Consider the following 14,790-nt stretch of genomic DNA (forward strand, 5'->3'; position numbering starts at 1 on the left):
GTTCGATCCACGGCGAGGACCTGTCGGGTCTCAATGCCGTCGTCATCGGCCGCTCCAACCTGTTCGGCAAGCCGATGGCGCAATTGCTGCTTTCTGCCAATGCGACGGTCACGACGGCGCATTCGCGCACGAAGGATCTGGCTTCGGTCGCGAGGGGTGCCGATATTCTGGTGGCGGCCGTCGGCCGTCCGGAGATGGTCAAGGCCGACTGGATCAAGCCCGGCGCCACCGTCATCGATGTCGGCATCAACCGGATCGCGGCCCCGGAGCGGGGCGAGGGCAAGAGCCGGCTGGTGGGCGATGTCGCCTATGGTGAAGCCTCCGAAGTCGCCGCCGCCATCACGCCGGTTCCAGGCGGTGTCGGGCCGATGACGATCGCCATGCTGATGGCCAATACCGTGATCGCCGCTTTTCGAAAGGCCGGCAAGACGCTAGCCAGGTTCTGAGATCAACTGGACTTCAAACGCCTTTATTGCAGTTGAAGGGATTAGAACTCGCGGCCCTCATTTGAGGTCGGGCCCTTCTGCCGAAGGTTCAGCGACTTGCAAGCGAGATGGAATGCATTCAACCGAAATTACTGATGAGTTCCGGTTAAGGGTTCAGCGCGTTCTTGAGGTCATGCAATCCGACCATCAGCATCATGGGGTCGGACGGAGACGACAGGAAGCCGACGGCCTCGTAGAAAGCTCGTGCGTCATCTGAAATTGCATGAACCAACATGCCTCGGATGCCGAGTACTTCAGCGGCATTGAGCAGGCGCAGGCCCGCGTCGCGCACCAATGCCCTGCCGATACCGCGCCCTTGGTAGGATTGATCAATGGCGAGGCGACCAAGCACAGCGACCGGAATTGGATCAGGCATATTACGCCGAAAACGGCCAGGGGCTTCCGGCTGCTTGACGGCGCCGGAAGCGAGCGCATAATAGGCGACGACGCGGCTCTCCTCGCACACGACGAAGGTCCGCGATGCCCCGCTTGCTTGATTAGAACGGGCGCGGCGTCGCAGCCAATCGTCCAGTTCAACGACTCCGGAATTGAACTCGGCCAGTTCATGATGATCGGCCAGGGGCGCCGGTGCGCTGAGGGTCACGCCTCATCCCACGGTGCTTTGGTCGACATGGTGCGTGCTAAACGCTCATTGGACTGCGTGGGTGCATCGAGCCGGACAAGGTATTCAGCATAGATCTCCGGGCTTACCGTGAAGACAGTGCGGTCGAGCAGCACTTCCTCGGCTCGGCGCTCGGAAGCTTCCAACATGAAATCCGTGCGCGTCTTCCCAAGCAACTCAGCGGCGCGATCGATCAAGTTGCGGGTCGCAGGCTTGATGCGCATATTCAGCGGTACGCTTGCTTCGGTGCTTTTGCTCGTGTGTGAGGTCGGCATGGCAAACTCCTGTTTGCACGTTTATAGCGTAACGACAACATCTTTACAAGATCAGTAAAGATGTTGTTGTTACATGATCCGCGCATTTCTAATTCGCGGCATTTAGCTCATCTATGCTCTTGAAAGGATCAGAACCGCACATCATGCTATTTGGATCGGCTCAACGTCAGCCTTAAGATGCAAGGTAGATCAATAATTTAGCGTCCCGTCGATACCAGTTTTTCTGGCACCGCCGACGTAAACGCTTCCATTCTCATCTACCTTGACTTTGATCCGCCCATTTCGGCCAATGCAACGCCCTTGGGCCGCGACATACTCCTTGTCTGGAATCTCAACTGTTACGCGGGCATATCCCACGGATTCATGAGCATCACCCCCATGCCATCGAAATCCTTAACGTTTCGCGTAACCAGTATCATGCGCCGGGTGAAGGCTACCGCAGCAATGTAGGCGTCATTGATCGGCTTGGGATCGGGAACATGCCATTTCGCTGCCTGAACGGCCGACGCCTCGTCCAGCGGCAGGATGCGGCCGGAAAATGCCGTGAGGACGATATTTTCCAGCCAGCCGCGCAGCACCTTGCCTGCGACTGCGTCATTATGTTCGACCAGCCGGACGCCAATCTCTAGCTCGTGCAGAACCACGGATGAAATAAAGCATTCGGCCGGATCGACTGTTTCGTTCCAGACCACGACATTGGGGTCGGCCTTGCCGCTCGCGACCTTGCGGAGCTCGGACACGACGTTGGTATCGAGCAACAGCATCAGGACAGGTCAACCGGCCTGGCATATTCAGTACGCTGCGGGAGCGGCAAATCAACGTCATCCCCACCTGGCGCGGCCAGCATATCACCGAGAGTCCGCATTTTGCCGGTAAGCCGCTTGTACTCATCGAACGACAAGAGGACGTGCGCGGGGCGTCCCCTGTCAGTGATGATCACAGGTCCTTCCTGTGCGGCCCGCTTCGCGCGCCCAAGATCCTGATTGAGTTCACGGCCTGAAAGCATGGTGACGGTCATGGTAAGCTCCAAAGTTCGTGATCTCGATATTTGTGGTTACGTAACTACATTTAATTCACGGAAGCCGGAAACGCAAGGGGAGCGGTGCAACGGCTCGTCTCTCAGAGTTTTGGGGCCACCGTTTTGATTATCACCGGGGTAAGATTTGAGAGGTTCAGGGACGGCACCGCCCACAAGTGCGGAAAGCCTTCGAAGCCACTGTCGTCGGGACGGCAGGCTTTGAAATCATGTCGACCCGAGCTTAGTGACTGAAATAAAGGCGCAGAGCAGTCGTCCCGCACTTGGCTGTAGGGCCACTTTTCAAAGATCCACCCACAGTTAACAAAATCGGGTCCGTTAATGTGAAGGGATACGAACTTTCAGTGCAACAGAAAAAGCGAGCTCGACCCGCGTTTGAAACTACGAACTTTTGAGGGGCTTGGGTTTGCAAACAGCGTCATGACCAGATGGGCGGTGATCCGATAAAGGCCTTGAGCCTCTCCGTGAACACTCGAACCTTCGCCGAGGGCTCATGGAGCGCGCGCAGGAGGTGGATGCCCGGAGGCTTGCCGTTCCACGCCTCGTCGTCCAGCGGAATGCGGATCAGTTCGCCTGCCTTGATCGATGGTCCTGACACCCAAGCCGGAAGAAGGGCGATCCCCATTCCAGCGATCGCTGCACTGTTCAATGCCTCGAAGTCGTCCGAGCGGAAGGCGACGCAGTCGCAGACCTTAACGCTGGCTGGGCTGCCCAGCAGATCCGACCAGCCCAGCAGATCATTGCCGTGAAGCTTGTCGAGCAGTCTGTGCCTTCCCAGGTCTTCTGATGACTGTGGCATCCCCAAGCGCTCGAGATAGACCGGGCTTGCGGCCAAGACCCGCGTTAGAGGCGCGATCTTTGTGGCGATCAGCGAGCTGTCTTGAAGCTCCCCCATGCGGATGACCAGATCGAGTCTTTCGGCCACGGGATCCGCGAGGCGCTCTGTCAGATCGAGTTCCACCCTAAGAGCTGGATATTCGAACATCAACGGACCCAGGATCGGAATGACGTATCGTTTGCCGAACGTCGGGAAACAGGCAATCCGCAGGGTGCCACCGACAGCACCGTCGAACGCGGCAACTTCGGCATGAGTGTCGGCCAGGTCATCGAGCAGACGCTGGGCACGGTCATAGAGATGCCGGCCGGCATCGGTCATGGAAAGGGCCCGGGTGGAACGAACCAGCAGTGGAACGCCAAGATCCTGCTCGAGTGCATCGATCTGTCGAACAATCGCCGAAGGGGTTACCGCACGCCGACGGGACGCAGCTGAAAAGCTCCCGGAGCGAACAACCTCGACATACACGGCCAGATGTTCGGCAAAGCGTGGATCTCTCATCTTTGCCTACAGCGCAAAACGGTTTCGAGCATTGAGGTCGTTATCACCAAAGAACATCCGGAGCACATTCCTTCTCGTCAACAGGGCGCTTGTCTAGCCCATCACTCAACAGAAGGAAGTCCCCCATGGTCAAGGTTCTCGACACAATTCTCTCGCAGTCGGCATATTCGGCCGAGATCGATGTCCCCTTCGAAAAGATCGATATCGCCGATTGGCTCTTCACGCTGCCGGAAGCCGAATATCTGCGCTGCTGCGCGCCGGATCATATCGCAGCCGGCATCACGTGGACGGATGATGGGCGCCGCATGTCGATCAACGTCGAACAGATCGGCTCCGGGCTGGTCGTCCAGCACTATGTCGCCGAGGTTGCCGAGGCTGCCTATTGCCGCATGAACTCCATCTCGGATGTGTTCACAGCGAACGGCCGCACGCAGGTCAACGTAGTCTGGGAACTGATCGCCGAGAAGATCGACGAAAACCGGACGCGTTACACCAATCGGGTGACCGCGCATCCGACGGATGCCTTCATGACCTTTTTGGAAGAGCACGGCGTCACTTACGAGGACGCGGCCGCCGCCCGGCAGGCGGCCGGTGGCGATCACAATCGACGCGAAACGCCGTTCTTCGCCGCAAGCATCGCACGCCGTGCTCTCGCCAGGTAAGGAAAAGACCAATGAAGGCGATCATCTTCGACGACTTTGGTGGGCCGGATGTGCTCCGGCTTGCCGAGGTTCCCTATCCCGAGCTCCGGTCGACCGACATCCTCGTGAAGGTCATGGCATCTGGCGTCAATCGGGCTGACCTCCTTCAGCGCGAAGGCCATTACGGCTCGCGCGCCTTTGGAGACAGCCCTATCCTCGGCCTCGAGGTCGCCGGAGAGGTCATCGCTGTCGGCAAAGCCGTCTCGAAGTTTTCCGTCGGCGACCGTGTAATGTCGATCGTTGGCGGCGGAGCCTATGCGGAAGTTGCCAGAGCAGACAGTGGCCTGTCCATCCACATACCAGGTGCTATGTCCTATGTAGAAGCGGCGGCTGTCATGGAGAGCTTCGTTACCGCCTACGAAGCTCTGTGCCATCTCGGCCAGATACGACTACAGGAGAGCGTGCTCGTCCATGCCGCCGCCGGTGGGATCGGATCTGCAGTGGTCCAGCTTGCAGTGGCGATGGGAGCCAGAGTGTTCGCAACCGCCTCCGACAGCAATATCGACAAGGTTCGTTCTCTTGGCGCCGAGGCTGTGTGGGATTACCACCGGCAGGATTTCGAGGCGGAGATCATCGATGCGACTGGATCCTGCGGCGCCGATGTAGTCATCGACTTCGTTGGCGGAAGCTATCTCGCCCGGAATATCCGCAGCCTTGCTGAAGGCGGGCGCCTTGTGCAGGTCGGGCTGCTGGGCCGGGACGACAACGCGATCATTCCGCTCGACACAGTGCTCTACAAGCACCTGAGGGTGATCGGGACGGTTATGAAGTCGCGCGCCATCGAGGAAAAGCGGGCAATGGTTCGGCGTTTTGCGGAGAACGCGCTACCGATGTTCGGAGACGGACGGCTTCGACCACTCGTCGGGGAAGTCTTTCCACTTGATAGAGCCGCAGATGCCCATCGTCGCATGGAAGCAGGTGGTGGGTTTGGGAAGGTGGTTCTTGAGGCGGGATGAACGGCGGGGAAGGGGTGAGCTCTTGATAAGGAATCGAACCGCTGTTTTCGTGTCGCATCCCATTGCAGCGCGACAACGAAGATGAGACGCGGATCTCAGCCAGATTGTCGCTCTACATCCCATATTATCAATGGCTTGGCATCCAATCCGGCATAGTCGGATTTATGGAACCGGCGTGCACCTTGGACTCGGTTGAAGGATCGGAGCCCGCTGTAAACCTCCAGGAATATGACGATTGAAGCACATTATACCTGGGCATCGCGGTCTTTCAGATTCGTTCCCTGCGCTTTGGCGATGGGCGCTCAGCCTGCTGGCGGAACGCCCCGACAGATCAGGCCGCTTTCTCAGGCATGTTCGCCAATCGATAGGCGATCAGGTCCTCGATGGTGATCAAGTGAAGATGGTGACGTTCGGCAAAGATCTCGAGTTCCGGAAGTCGGGCCATCGTGCCGTCGTCGTTCGCTACTTCGCAGATGACGCCGGCCGGCGAAAGGCCTGCAATCCGAGCCAAATCCACGGCTGCTTCCGTGTGCCCCGGACGCGACAAGACGCCATTTGGATGGGCGCGAAGAGGGAAAATATGACCAGGACGGGCAAATTCCTCCGGGCGTACACCATCCCTGACGAGAGCTTGGACGGTTGCTGCTCTGTCAGCGGCGGATATTCCGGTGGTCGTTCCGGGGATGTAGTCGACCGAAACGGTGAAGGCGGTCTTGAGGACTTCGGTGTTGCGCGGCACCATCAACGGAATGTCGAGTTCGTCGAGCCTCTCACCCTCCATCGGAACGCAGATGAGACCGCGGGCATGGTTCATCATGAAGGCGATCGCCTGCGGTGTGACCGCTTCCGCAGCAATCACCAGATCGCCTTCGTTTTCGCGGTCGCGATCATCCACAACTACGATGATCTCGCCCCGCGCAATCGCAGCGATCGCATCTTCAATTTTCGAAATTGCCATTTTCCTGCCTTTCAAGGGTTGCCGTTCGAAACGGCGTGCATGGCCGGTCAAAGCCACCATTTTCCCTTGGGCGAACAAGCATGTGAACGCCGCCACGACGCGGCGTCTCCTGCGTTGCTCTCTTCCATCCGGACTATACCGTCGGCTCCGGCATCTCACCGGATCTGCTGACCCTTCCGAGGGCTCGGAAGGCGCTCGCGGGCTCGAGGAAACTCCCCATACCGCCGGTGGGGAATTACACCCCGCCCTGAGAACAATTGAAAGATAAGGGATCAATGCCTCATTCCGCAAGAGGCTTTGATCGCCAAATCATCGAGAATCCGATCCGCCCAATGAACGCACCGTTCCTCATTGTCGAACTACGACATGATCAAGCCGCCATCGACATTGATCGTCTGGCCGGTGATATAGGCCGCATCGTCGCTGGCAAGGAAAGTGACGAGACCGGCGACGTCCTCTCCAGATCCGGCCCGTTTCATCGGAATGCCCTCGACCCATTCCTTCATGAGTTCGCCGGGGCCGTAATTGCCCAAGAGCTTGCCCCAAGCCTGGTCGTTATAGGCCCACATGTCGGTTTCGATGATGCCGGGGCAAAAGGCGTTCACGGTAATGCCGTCTGTCGCGACCTCCTTTGCAAGGCTCTGGGTGATGCCGACCACGCCCATCTTCGATGCCGCGTAATGCGGTGTGTAGATGAAGCCGTCCCGCGCCTGGCCGGAAGCGGTATTGATGATGCGGCCGCCGCGGCCATGTTTGCGCATGCGGGCAATCGCCTCCTGGGCGCAGAGGAAGACGCCCTTGGTGTTGACCGCCATGACCTTGTCCCATTCGCCCTCGGTCATGTCCTCGATGCGGGCAATGGTGATGACGCCGGCATTCTGGATGGAAACATCGACGGCGCCGAAGGCTGTCTCGGCCGCCTCGTAGAGACCCTTCACACTGGCCTTGTCGGTCACGTCACCGACGAAGGAAATCGCCTTTCCGCCGTCAGCCCTGATCGCATCGGCGACCGTATGGACGGAATCCTCATTGGCCGAGACTACGAGATTGGCGCCCTCGCGCGCGAACCGTCTGGCGATCGCGGCCCCGATGCCGCGGCTTGCGCCGGTGATGACGACAGTCTTGTTTTCGAAGCGTTGCATTCTCTATTCCTTTCGCGATGACAGCCACGCCAGGCGCCGGCTCAAGGGGCCGATCGCCCTGCCTGTTGCTGGCGATTTCAAGCGGCCGCCGTAATAATCCCGGCAAACTCCGATGCCTTCAGCGACGCGCCTCCGACGAGAGCGCCATCGACGTTGGAAACGCCGAAGATCGCCTTTGCATTCGACGCCTTGACCGAGCCGCCATAGAGGATTCTGACACCCAGCCCATTTTCTCCCAGCCGCTTTTCAAGCGCCTGGCGGATAGACGAATGCATCTCCTCGATCTGCTCGAGAGTCGGAACCAGTCCTGTTCCGATCGCCCATACAGGTTCATAGGCGATCACCGTGTTCGAACTGGTTGCGGTGTTGGGAATTGATGCTTCTAGCTGGGCACAAACCACTTCGATCGCCCTGCCCTCGTCCCGTTCCGCACGTGTCTCCCCGACGCAAATGATGCTCGTCAGCCCGGCCTGATGGACCGCGATAGCCTTGGCCGCAACTGCGGCATCCGTCTCCCTATAGGCCGAGCGCCGCTCGGAATGTCCCAGAATTACGAAACGAGCACCGATTTCGGCGAGCATCTCGGCGGAAACATCTCCGGTATAGGCGCCTGAGGGCTGCGCGTGGCAATCCTGTGCCCCAATGGCAATCCTTGACCCTCCCACCCGTTCGGCTGCTTTCTCGACCAGCGTGAGAGGCGGGCAGACGACGATGTCACATGCCGCCTCGCCCGTAATTCCCTTCAGCGCCTCGATCTCAGCTAGGGAGGAAGCGAGACCGTTCATTTTCCAGTTGCCGGCAATCAGTTTCTTCATCACATCACCAGCAGCAGAAGCCACCATCGACGAGGAGATCGACGCCCGTTACGAAGCTCGCGGCATTCGAAAGCAGGAAGACGGCGGGGCCGACCATCTCATCGACCGTTGCCATGCGCTGCATCGGCGTCTGCTCTTCGAAAAGTTTGGTCTGGTGAACCATTTCCGGACGCGTGTTCATCGGCGTCGCCGTATATCCCGGCGAGATGGTGTTGACGCGGATGCCGCGACCGACCCACTCCATCGCCAGCGACTTCGACATGTGGATCACACCGGCTTTTGAGGCGTTGTAATGGGCCTGGCTCAGGCCGCGATTGACAATGACGCCGGACATGGAGGCAATATTGACGATCGATCCGCGTCCATTTTTCAGCATGGCGCGCGCTTCTGCCTGGCAGGACAGGAAGACGCCCTTCAGGTTGATGTCCATCAGCGTCTGGTATTGGTCCTCTTCCATCTCCTCCGCAGGGTTGGCGTTGGCGATACCGGCGGCGTTGACGGCAAGCGTCAAGGCGCCAAGCTCCGCCTCTGTGCGGGCAATCGCATCCGCAAGAGAAGATTTGCTGGTGACATCAGCCGCGATCTGGATGGAATGGCGACCGGCCGCTTCGATATGCGAAGCCGTGTTCGCTAGACCATCGTCGGATCGACGGTCCAGAAGCGCGACGTTGGCGCCGCACTGCGCAAGGCCGATTGCGATGCGCTGCCCAATCCCGCTTCCAGCGCCGGTCACAAGCGCGACCTGTCCACTAAGATCGAAAAGCTTCGGGGCATTCAGAGTGATGTCGGACACCGCTCTTCCTTTCTGTTTGTCTAGATTGTCGCGAGTTCCATGACAGAGACGTCATTGGCCTCGTCGCGGTTCAAGATACCTGCCTGCTTGCCCTGGGCGAGCACGAGAATGCGGTTTGATACACCGAGAACCTCTTCGAGATCGGAGCTGACGACGATGACGGCCACCCCCTGCTTTGCGAGGTTGACGATGATGTCGTAGATGCTGGCGCGCGCGCCGACATCGATGCCTCGGGTCGGCTCATCGAGGACGACAACTTTGGGATCGCGCATCAGCCACTTTGCGATAACGACCTTCTGCTGGTTGCCGCCTGACAGGTCCGAGGCATATTGCTCGGCCCGACCTTTGACGCCGAACTTCGCCACAGCCTTCTCGGCGAAAGCACGCTTGATGCGTGATGTGATCCAACGCCCACCGAGCTTGTCGAGATTGGCATAGATGATGTTCTCGCTGATGCGATGGCCGACGACGAGGCCCTGCTCCTTACGATCCTCGGGCACCATGACGATGCCCTTGGCGATCGCATCCGCCGGATCGCGAAGCTTGAGCTCTTCGCCCTCCAGTTTGATCGAACCGGCGCTGATCGGGTCCGCACCGGAAATGGCCCGAACAAGCTCCGTACGACCGGCACCCACAAGACCGGCGATGCCGAGGATCTCGCCGGCGCGAACATCGAACGTTACGTTTCGGAAGGAGTCATCAGGCGAGCTCAGTCCTCTGACCTGCAGAACAGGGCGATCCGTCGGTTCGGGAAGAGCCGGGAACATCCGGTCCAGCGAACGGCCGACCATGCTTTCGACGATCGTGCGAACGGGTGTGGCACTGTCGGCGAACTCCTGGACGCGCTCGCCATCGCGCAGGACGACGATGCGATCGGTGATCTGCTTGATCTCCTCCATGCGATGGGAGATGTAGATGATACCGACACCTTCCGAGCGGAGCTTCCTCACCTGCTCGAACAAGGCCTCGGTCTCCGCCCCGCCAAGTGCAGCGGTTGGTTCATCGAGGATCAGCAGCTTGGCATTGAGCGCCAGCGCCTTGGCGATTTCGATGAGCTGCTGATTGGCCGTCGACAGGCCCGCGACCTTGCGCGTCGCTGGAATATGCAGGTTCAGGCGAGCAAGTTGTTCCTGCGCACGCCGAACCATCTGGGGGCGATCGACAGCCCCGTTCTTCATCGGCCATCGACCGATGAAGACATTTTCGGCGATCGAAAGATGCGGCAGGAGCTGCAGTTCCTGATGGATCAGGACGAGGCCCTTGTCGATCGCCTCGCGTGGAGTGGCTGGGGCATAGGGCTGCCCCAGCCATGTCATTGTTCCCTCCGAGGGTGCGCGCGAGCCGGCGATAATGCCCGACAAGGTCGACTTGCCGGCCCCGTTTTCGCCGAGAAGCGCGACCACCTCACCTGGATAGATATCAAGGCTGACATTCTTCAGCACCTGAAGCGGTCCATAGCGCTTGGATATGCCTCTCAGGGAAAGAACGGGCTCGGTCACGGCGCACCTCCTCAAGATTTCAGGACCATTACGGATGGTTGGCGATGAAGCCGGCCACGTTTTCCTTGGTCGTCAGCGTCGCGTCCATCAATTGCACCGCAGGCACCTTCTCGCCGGCGACGAGCTTGACGGCATTGGCGACCGCATCGCGGCCCATCTTCTGCGTCTGCTGGGTCGCAGTGACGTCGAAGACACCCTTGCTGAGCGCTTCCAGAGCTGCCGTATCGCCATCGAAGCCGCCAACGACGATCTTCTGGGACGGGTTTGCGACCTTGATCGCCTGTGCGGCGCCAAGTGCAAGTGCATCGGCCTGAGCAAACACGATCGATACATCCGGATTTGCCTGCAGCATGTTCTGCATGATCTGGAAGCCCTCGTCCTGGGCCCACATGTTGGAATATTGCTCGGCAACCACCTTCACGCCGGGATTTGCCTTTAGCGATTCAGCGCAACCCTTGCTGCGGTCGACCTCAGGCGTCGTGCCCTTCTGACCGTGAATGATCACCATCTTGCCCTTACCGCCGGCCTGCTTGAGGATGTAGTCGCAAACGGCCTTGGCCGACGCGACGGAATCCGTTGCAAGGAAGGTGTCGCCAGGCGCGCCGTCGGCATTGCGGTCGACGTTGACGACGGGAATACCGGCATTCTTAGCGAGCTTTACGGGAATACTCGCCGCCGCAGCACCAGCCGGAATGTAGATCAGGGCATCGATATTCTGGGTGAGCAGATCCTGAATCTGGTTGATCTGCGTCGGACCATCCCCCTTGGCATCCACCGTTACGACCTGAATGCCACGCTTCTTGGCTTCATCCTCGACGGACTGCTTGATTTGGTTGAAGAAGTTTGCCTGCAGGTTTGCGACGGCAAGGCCGATCTTCTTGGTGTCTTTTGCCTGAACAGAACCCAACGACATCGCCAGCACGGCGGCCGAGGCCAGAAGAATGCGCGCAAGTTTCATTTCATTTCCTCCTTTTTTGTGAACCCTTGGGCATATCCTCCCCCTCGGGCAAATGATCCGCTCCAAACCTCTCGGAGAGGAAATCGCTGGGATCCGCCGAACGCGGACCCGAATGTCAGGCCCGTCGCCTGCGGATCGTCTCGGCACCGACCGCAAGCACGATGACGATGCCGATGATAACCTGCTGCAGGAATGGCGAGACGTTGAGCAGATTGAGGCCATTGCGCAGGACACCGATGATCAGGACGCCGATCAGCGTGCCGCCGATACCGCCCGATCCACCGGAAAGCGAAGTGCCGCCAATCACGACAGCCGCAATCGTATCGAGCTCATATCCAAAGCCGCTGGACGGCTGAACGGAGTCGAGACGAGCCGCCAGCACGATGCCGGCCAGACCGGCAAGGACTGCGCTTGCGACATAGACCGCAATCGTCACGAGCTGAACATTGATGCCGGCAAGACGAGCCACTTCCGGATTGCCGCCCACGGCATAAAGCATGCGACCTTCCGAGCGGAAGTGAAGGAACACCCAGGCCACGGCGACGACCGCCAGCATCAGGAAGACCGTTGCCGTCAGCACGCCGAAATGGCGATCGATCGCGAGCATCATGAACCAGTCGGGAAATCCGACGATCTGCTGCCCGTCCGTAATCATGTTCGCGACGCCGCGCGCGGCTGACATCATCGCCAATGTCGCGATAAAAGCCGGGACCCTGAAGAGGGTGACGAGAAATCCGACGATCAGCCCGCTGACCGCGGAGGCGACGAGCGCGACGGCAATCCCTGCGACAAGCGGCAGGCCGGCGATATTTGCCGTCCAGCCCATGACCATCATGGACAGCGCAAGAACCGAACCGACGGAAAGGTCGATGCCGCCGATCAGGATGACGAAGGTCATGCCGACGGCCATGATCCCAAGCACAGTGATCTGATCGAGAATGTTGAGGCCGTTGCGGAGCGAAAGAAACGCATCGGTGCTGAGGCTCAAGAAAACGCAAAGAGCGAGCAATCCGACAAGCGGTCCGGTAGCGCCGGTGAGCTTTTTCAGCCATGTCACGGACGGACGCTTTTCTTCGCTGACGTTGATCGCCACCATCATTCCTCCCAGAGACCTGAGGCTAGCGGCCATGCCTGGCGGCTAGGTTTTCAAACTAGAATATTTATTCACACATGCTGGAAAATGCATTACCAACTCACCTTGGCGCTGTCAACCGAGTCTTTTCGGCCTGTTTTGACAACAACTCATCCACGGGGGCTTGACTAACGACCCTCCTGTGCAAAAATATAAACAGATGAATATTTATGCACAAGAGGAAATGATGGAGCCTTCCGAACTTGAACGCGTTGCTCGGCAGATACGTCTGCGAGACCTCCAGGCAGTCTACGAGGCAGGGGCCGGACATATCGGCGGCGAGATGTCCGTAATCGATCTCCTGACCGCGCTGTATTTCCGCGTGCTGCGTATCTGGCCGGATCAGCCGAAACATCCCGATCGGGACAGGTTTGTGCTTTCGAAGGGGCATACTGCATGCGCGCTCTATGTCACTCTGGCGAAACGCGGCTTCATTCCGGAAGACGAGATTTCAACGTTCCTGAAGCCGCATTCGCGGCTCAATGGCCACCCCAATTGCAACAAGGTGCCGGGCGTCGAAACCAATACTGGTCCTCTCGGGCACGGCCTGCCGGTTGCGGTTGGCATGGCCAAGGCGGCGAAACTATCGGGCGCCGGCTACCATACCTACGTGATCACCGGCGACGGCGAGATGCAGGAGGGCTCCAACTGGGAGGCGATCATGGCCGCGGCGCAGTTCCGGCTTGATAACCTCACCCTGATCGTCGACCACAACCGTTTCCAGCAGGGAGCGGCACTTTCGGATACGAACGACATCGCGCCGCTTCGCCCGAAGCTCGAAGCCTTTGGCTGGGACGTCAGCGAAATCGACGGCAACAACATGCATGAGGTCGTCCCGGCGCTCGAGCGCCGAAGCGATCGTCCCCACTGCATTGTGGCCCACACCAACAAGGGACACGGAATCTCTTTCATGCAGGACCGCGTCGACTGGCACCACAAGGTTCCGAACAAGGAACAGTACGAAGTCGCATTGGCAGAATTGTCGGAGGCACTTTAATGAACGCGCCCGTGAATGCACCCAAGCTCCATGACTGCCGCGACGCTTTCGCATCGACGCTCGAACGCCTTGCCGCCGAGAACGAAACGATCGTCGCGGTCTGCAACGATTCGGTCGGCTCTTCGAAGCTCGGCGGCTTCAAGTCGAAGTTTCCCGACCGCCTGGTCAATGTCGGCATTGCCGAGCAAAACATGGTCGGCGTCGGCGCGGGCCTCGCCAATGGCGGACGCCTCCCCTATGTCTGCGGCGCCTCGCCATTCCTCACAGGTAGATCGTTAGAGCAGATCAAGGCCGACATCTCCTACTCGAATGCCAACGTCAAGCTCGTCGGTATTTCCTCCGGCATGGCCTATGGGGAGCTCGGCCCGACCCATCACTCCATCGAGGATTTCGCCTGGACGCGCGTTCTGCCCAACCTTCCCGTGATCGCGCCATGCGATCGCATCGAGACGGCGGCTGCGGTGGAATGGGCGGCAAACTACAATGGCCCGTGCTTCCTGCGCCTGTCGCGGGTCGGCGTGCCCGACCTTCTGCCGGAAGGGCACAAGTTCGAACTTGGAAAGGCCAATCTCCTGCGTGAAGGTTCCGATGTCACGCTCATCGCAAACGGAACGCTGACCCATCGGATGATGAAAGCAGCAGATATTCTCGCGCAGCGCGGCATCAAGGCCAGGGTGCTCAATCTCGCCACGGTTCGCCCGATCGACGAGGATACCATCATTGCGGCCGCGAAAGAAACCGGCGCGATCGTGACGGCGGAAGAGCATTCGATCTTTGGTGGGCTGGGATCGGCAGTGGCTGAGGTCGTCGTTGACAATGCCCCGGTCCCGATGGCGCGCCTCGGCGTTCCCGGCATCTATGCGCCGACCGGCTCGGCCGAATTCCTGCTCGACGAATTCGGCATGGCTCCGTCAGCTATTGCAGATGCGGCGCAAGCCCTTATCAAGCGCAAATAGACGAACAGCACGCATTGGAACCGAGGCGGATTGCCGCCCGTCCCTGTCATTAGAGCCGGATGATTTTAGCTCGAATCGAGCTAAAATCTGAACCCGCTCTGAAATCAAAGAAGTAGACCATGATGTCGT

16 protein-coding genes, 1 pseudogene and 1 riboswitch are annotated in these 14,790 nt (G+C 59.2%); of the genes and pseudogenes, 5 read left to right on the forward strand and 12 right to left on the reverse strand.

The features are described 5' to 3' along the window. Positions 1–446, forward strand: a pseudogene (locus tag PH552_RS31940) (bifunctional methylenetetrahydrofolate dehydrogenase/methenyltetrahydrofolate cyclohydrolase); the annotation flags it as partial. 145 nt (positions 447–591) lie between these two features. Here the strand turns inward: PH552_RS31940 and PH552_RS31945 are convergent. The 5 genes from PH552_RS31945 to PH552_RS31965 all read right to left on the reverse strand — a co-directional run bounded on the left by PH552_RS31945 (position 592) and on the right by PH552_RS31965 (position 3,754). Beyond that, positions 592–1,089, reverse strand: a complete 498-nt coding sequence (locus tag PH552_RS31945) for a GNAT family N-acetyltransferase (RefSeq protein WP_113251771.1) — start codon at positions 1,087–1,089, stop codon at positions 592–594. Continuing rightward, entirely contained in the window at positions 1,086–1,382 is a 297-nt protein-coding gene (locus tag PH552_RS31950; protein ID WP_113251770.1) for a type II toxin-antitoxin system TacA family antitoxin, read from the reverse strand. Before PH552_RS31950 ends, PH552_RS31945 begins: the two co-directional genes overlap by 4 nt. Before the next feature lie 338 nt (positions 1,383–1,720). Then, the gene (locus PH552_RS31955; protein WP_112340189.1) at positions 1,721–2,146 is read right to left on the reverse strand and encodes a type II toxin-antitoxin system VapC family toxin; all 426 of its coding nucleotides are present in this window, start codon (positions 2,144–2,146) and stop codon (positions 1,721–1,723) included. Continuing rightward, positions 2,146–2,400, reverse strand: a complete 255-nt coding sequence (locus PH552_RS31960) for a type II toxin-antitoxin system Phd/YefM family antitoxin (protein WP_112340188.1) — start codon at positions 2,398–2,400, stop codon at positions 2,146–2,148. The genes PH552_RS31955 and PH552_RS31960 overlap by 1 nt, the downstream gene beginning before the upstream one ends. 436 nt (positions 2,401–2,836) lie before the next feature. After that, a complete protein-coding gene (locus PH552_RS31965; protein WP_112340187.1) occupies positions 2,837–3,754 on the reverse strand; it encodes a LysR family transcriptional regulator in 918 nt (305 codons plus the stop codon). Positions 3,755–3,879: 125 nt separating this feature from the next. Here PH552_RS31965 and PH552_RS31970 point away from each other — a divergent pair, with 125 nt between their 5' ends. Together PH552_RS31970 and PH552_RS31975 are read left to right on the forward strand one after the other, a co-directional pair. Further along, positions 3,880–4,416, forward strand: coding sequence for a hypothetical protein (locus tag PH552_RS31970; RefSeq protein ID WP_112340186.1), 537 nt, complete (start codon positions 3,880–3,882; stop codon positions 4,414–4,416). 11 nt (positions 4,417–4,427) lie between these two features. Continuing rightward, positions 4,428–5,411, forward strand: a complete 984-nt coding sequence (locus PH552_RS31975; protein WP_113251649.1) for an NAD(P)H-quinone oxidoreductase — start codon at positions 4,428–4,430, stop codon at positions 5,409–5,411. Between the two features lie 331 nt (positions 5,412–5,742). Here the strand turns inward: PH552_RS31975 and ribB are convergent, their stop codons facing one another. The 7 genes from ribB to PH552_RS32010 all read right to left on the reverse strand — a co-directional run bounded on the left by ribB (position 5,743) and on the right by PH552_RS32010 (position 12,672). Further along, positions 5,743–6,369: a 3,4-dihydroxy-2-butanone-4-phosphate synthase gene (gene ribB, locus PH552_RS31980; protein ID WP_112343067.1), complete on the reverse strand. Its 627-nt coding sequence runs from the start codon at positions 6,367–6,369 to the stop codon at positions 5,743–5,745. Between the two features lie 112 nt (positions 6,370–6,481). Continuing rightward, positions 6,482–6,628, reverse strand: a riboswitch (FMN riboswitch). A gap of 100 nt (positions 6,629–6,728) precedes the next feature. Further along, positions 6,729–7,511 carry a glucose 1-dehydrogenase gene (locus PH552_RS31985; RefSeq protein ID WP_112342945.1) on the reverse strand — a complete coding sequence of 261 codons (783 nt, stop codon included), beginning with the start codon at positions 7,509–7,511 and terminating at the stop codon, positions 6,729–6,731. A 77-nt stretch (positions 7,512–7,588) separates the two neighbouring features. Beyond that, positions 7,589–8,326, reverse strand: coding sequence for a triose-phosphate isomerase (gene tpiA, locus PH552_RS31990; protein WP_112343068.1), 738 nt, complete (start codon positions 8,324–8,326; stop codon positions 7,589–7,591). Between the two features lie 4 nt (positions 8,327–8,330). Then, entirely contained in the window at positions 8,331–9,119 is a 789-nt protein-coding gene (locus PH552_RS31995; protein ID WP_112342946.1) for an SDR family oxidoreductase, read from the reverse strand. Positions 9,120–9,139: 20 nt separating this feature from the next. Continuing rightward, the gene (locus PH552_RS32000) at positions 9,140–10,618 is read right to left on the reverse strand and encodes a sugar ABC transporter ATP-binding protein (protein ID WP_112342947.1); all 1,479 of its coding nucleotides are present in this window, start codon (positions 10,616–10,618) and stop codon (positions 9,140–9,142) included. A 28-nt stretch (positions 10,619–10,646) separates the two neighbouring features. Then, entirely contained in the window at positions 10,647–11,576 is a 930-nt protein-coding gene (locus tag PH552_RS32005; RefSeq protein WP_112342948.1) for a sugar ABC transporter substrate-binding protein, read from the reverse strand. A gap of 115 nt (positions 11,577–11,691) precedes the next feature. Beyond that, on the reverse strand, positions 11,692–12,672 hold the full coding sequence (locus PH552_RS32010) for an ABC transporter permease (protein WP_112342949.1): 981 nt from the start codon (positions 12,670–12,672) through the stop codon (positions 11,692–11,694). Positions 12,673–12,895: 223 nt separating this feature from the next. On the opposite strand from PH552_RS32010, the gene PH552_RS32015 reads away from it, so the two are divergent. Both PH552_RS32015 and PH552_RS32020 read left to right on the forward strand, forming a co-directional pair. Beyond that, on the forward strand, positions 12,896–13,705 hold the full coding sequence (locus tag PH552_RS32015) for a transketolase (RefSeq protein ID WP_112342950.1): 810 nt from the start codon (positions 12,896–12,898) through the stop codon (positions 13,703–13,705). After that, a complete protein-coding gene (locus PH552_RS32020) occupies positions 13,705–14,661 on the forward strand; it encodes a transketolase family protein (RefSeq protein WP_112342951.1) in 957 nt (318 codons plus the stop codon). Before PH552_RS32015 ends, PH552_RS32020 begins: the two co-directional genes overlap by 1 nt. Positions 14,662–14,790: the final 129 nt, after the last annotated feature.

This window comes from Rhizobium aureum (assembly GCF_030182495.1).
Lineage (GTDB): Bacteria > Pseudomonadota > Alphaproteobacteria > Rhizobiales > Rhizobiaceae > Rhizobium > Rhizobium tropici_C.

Excerpts from the sequence above, each read along its gene's own strand:
- PH552_RS31950 (WP_113251770.1), bottom strand. The coding sequence starts at position 1,382 with ATGCCGACCTCACACACGAGCAAAAGCACCGAAGCAAGCGTACCGCTG.
- PH552_RS31955 (WP_112340189.1), bottom strand. The coding sequence starts at position 2,146 with ATGCTGTTGCTCGATACCAACGTCGTGTCCGAGCTCCGCAAGGTCGCG.
- PH552_RS31960 (WP_112340188.1), bottom strand. The coding sequence starts at position 2,400 with ATGACCGTCACCATGCTTTCAGGCCGTGAACTCAATCAGGATCTTGGG.
- PH552_RS31965 (WP_112340187.1), bottom strand. The coding sequence starts at position 3,754 with ATGAGAGATCCACGCTTTGCCGAACATCTGGCCGTGTATGTCGAGGTT.
- PH552_RS31970 (WP_112340186.1), top strand. The coding sequence starts at position 3,880 with ATGGTCAAGGTTCTCGACACAATTCTCTCGCAGTCGGCATATTCGGCC.
- PH552_RS31975 (WP_113251649.1), top strand. The coding sequence starts at position 4,428 with ATGAAGGCGATCATCTTCGACGACTTTGGTGGGCCGGATGTGCTCCGG.
- ribB (WP_112343067.1), bottom strand. The coding sequence starts at position 6,369 with ATGGCAATTTCGAAAATTGAAGATGCGATCGCTGCGATTGCGCGGGGC.
- PH552_RS31985 (WP_112342945.1), bottom strand. The coding sequence starts at position 7,511 with ATGCAACGCTTCGAAAACAAGACTGTCGTCATCACCGGCGCAAGCCGC.
- tpiA (WP_112343068.1), bottom strand. The coding sequence starts at position 8,326 with ATGAAGAAACTGATTGCCGGCAACTGGAAAATGAACGGTCTCGCTTCC.
- PH552_RS32005 (WP_112342948.1), bottom strand. The coding sequence starts at position 11,576 with ATGAAACTTGCGCGCATTCTTCTGGCCTCGGCCGCCGTGCTGGCGATG.
- PH552_RS32010 (WP_112342949.1), bottom strand. The coding sequence starts at position 12,672 with ATGGTGGCGATCAACGTCAGCGAAGAAAAGCGTCCGTCCGTGACATGG.
- PH552_RS32015 (WP_112342950.1), top strand. The coding sequence starts at position 12,896 with ATGGAGCCTTCCGAACTTGAACGCGTTGCTCGGCAGATACGTCTGCGA.
- PH552_RS32020 (WP_112342951.1), top strand. The coding sequence starts at position 13,705 with ATGAACGCGCCCGTGAATGCACCCAAGCTCCATGACTGCCGCGACGCT.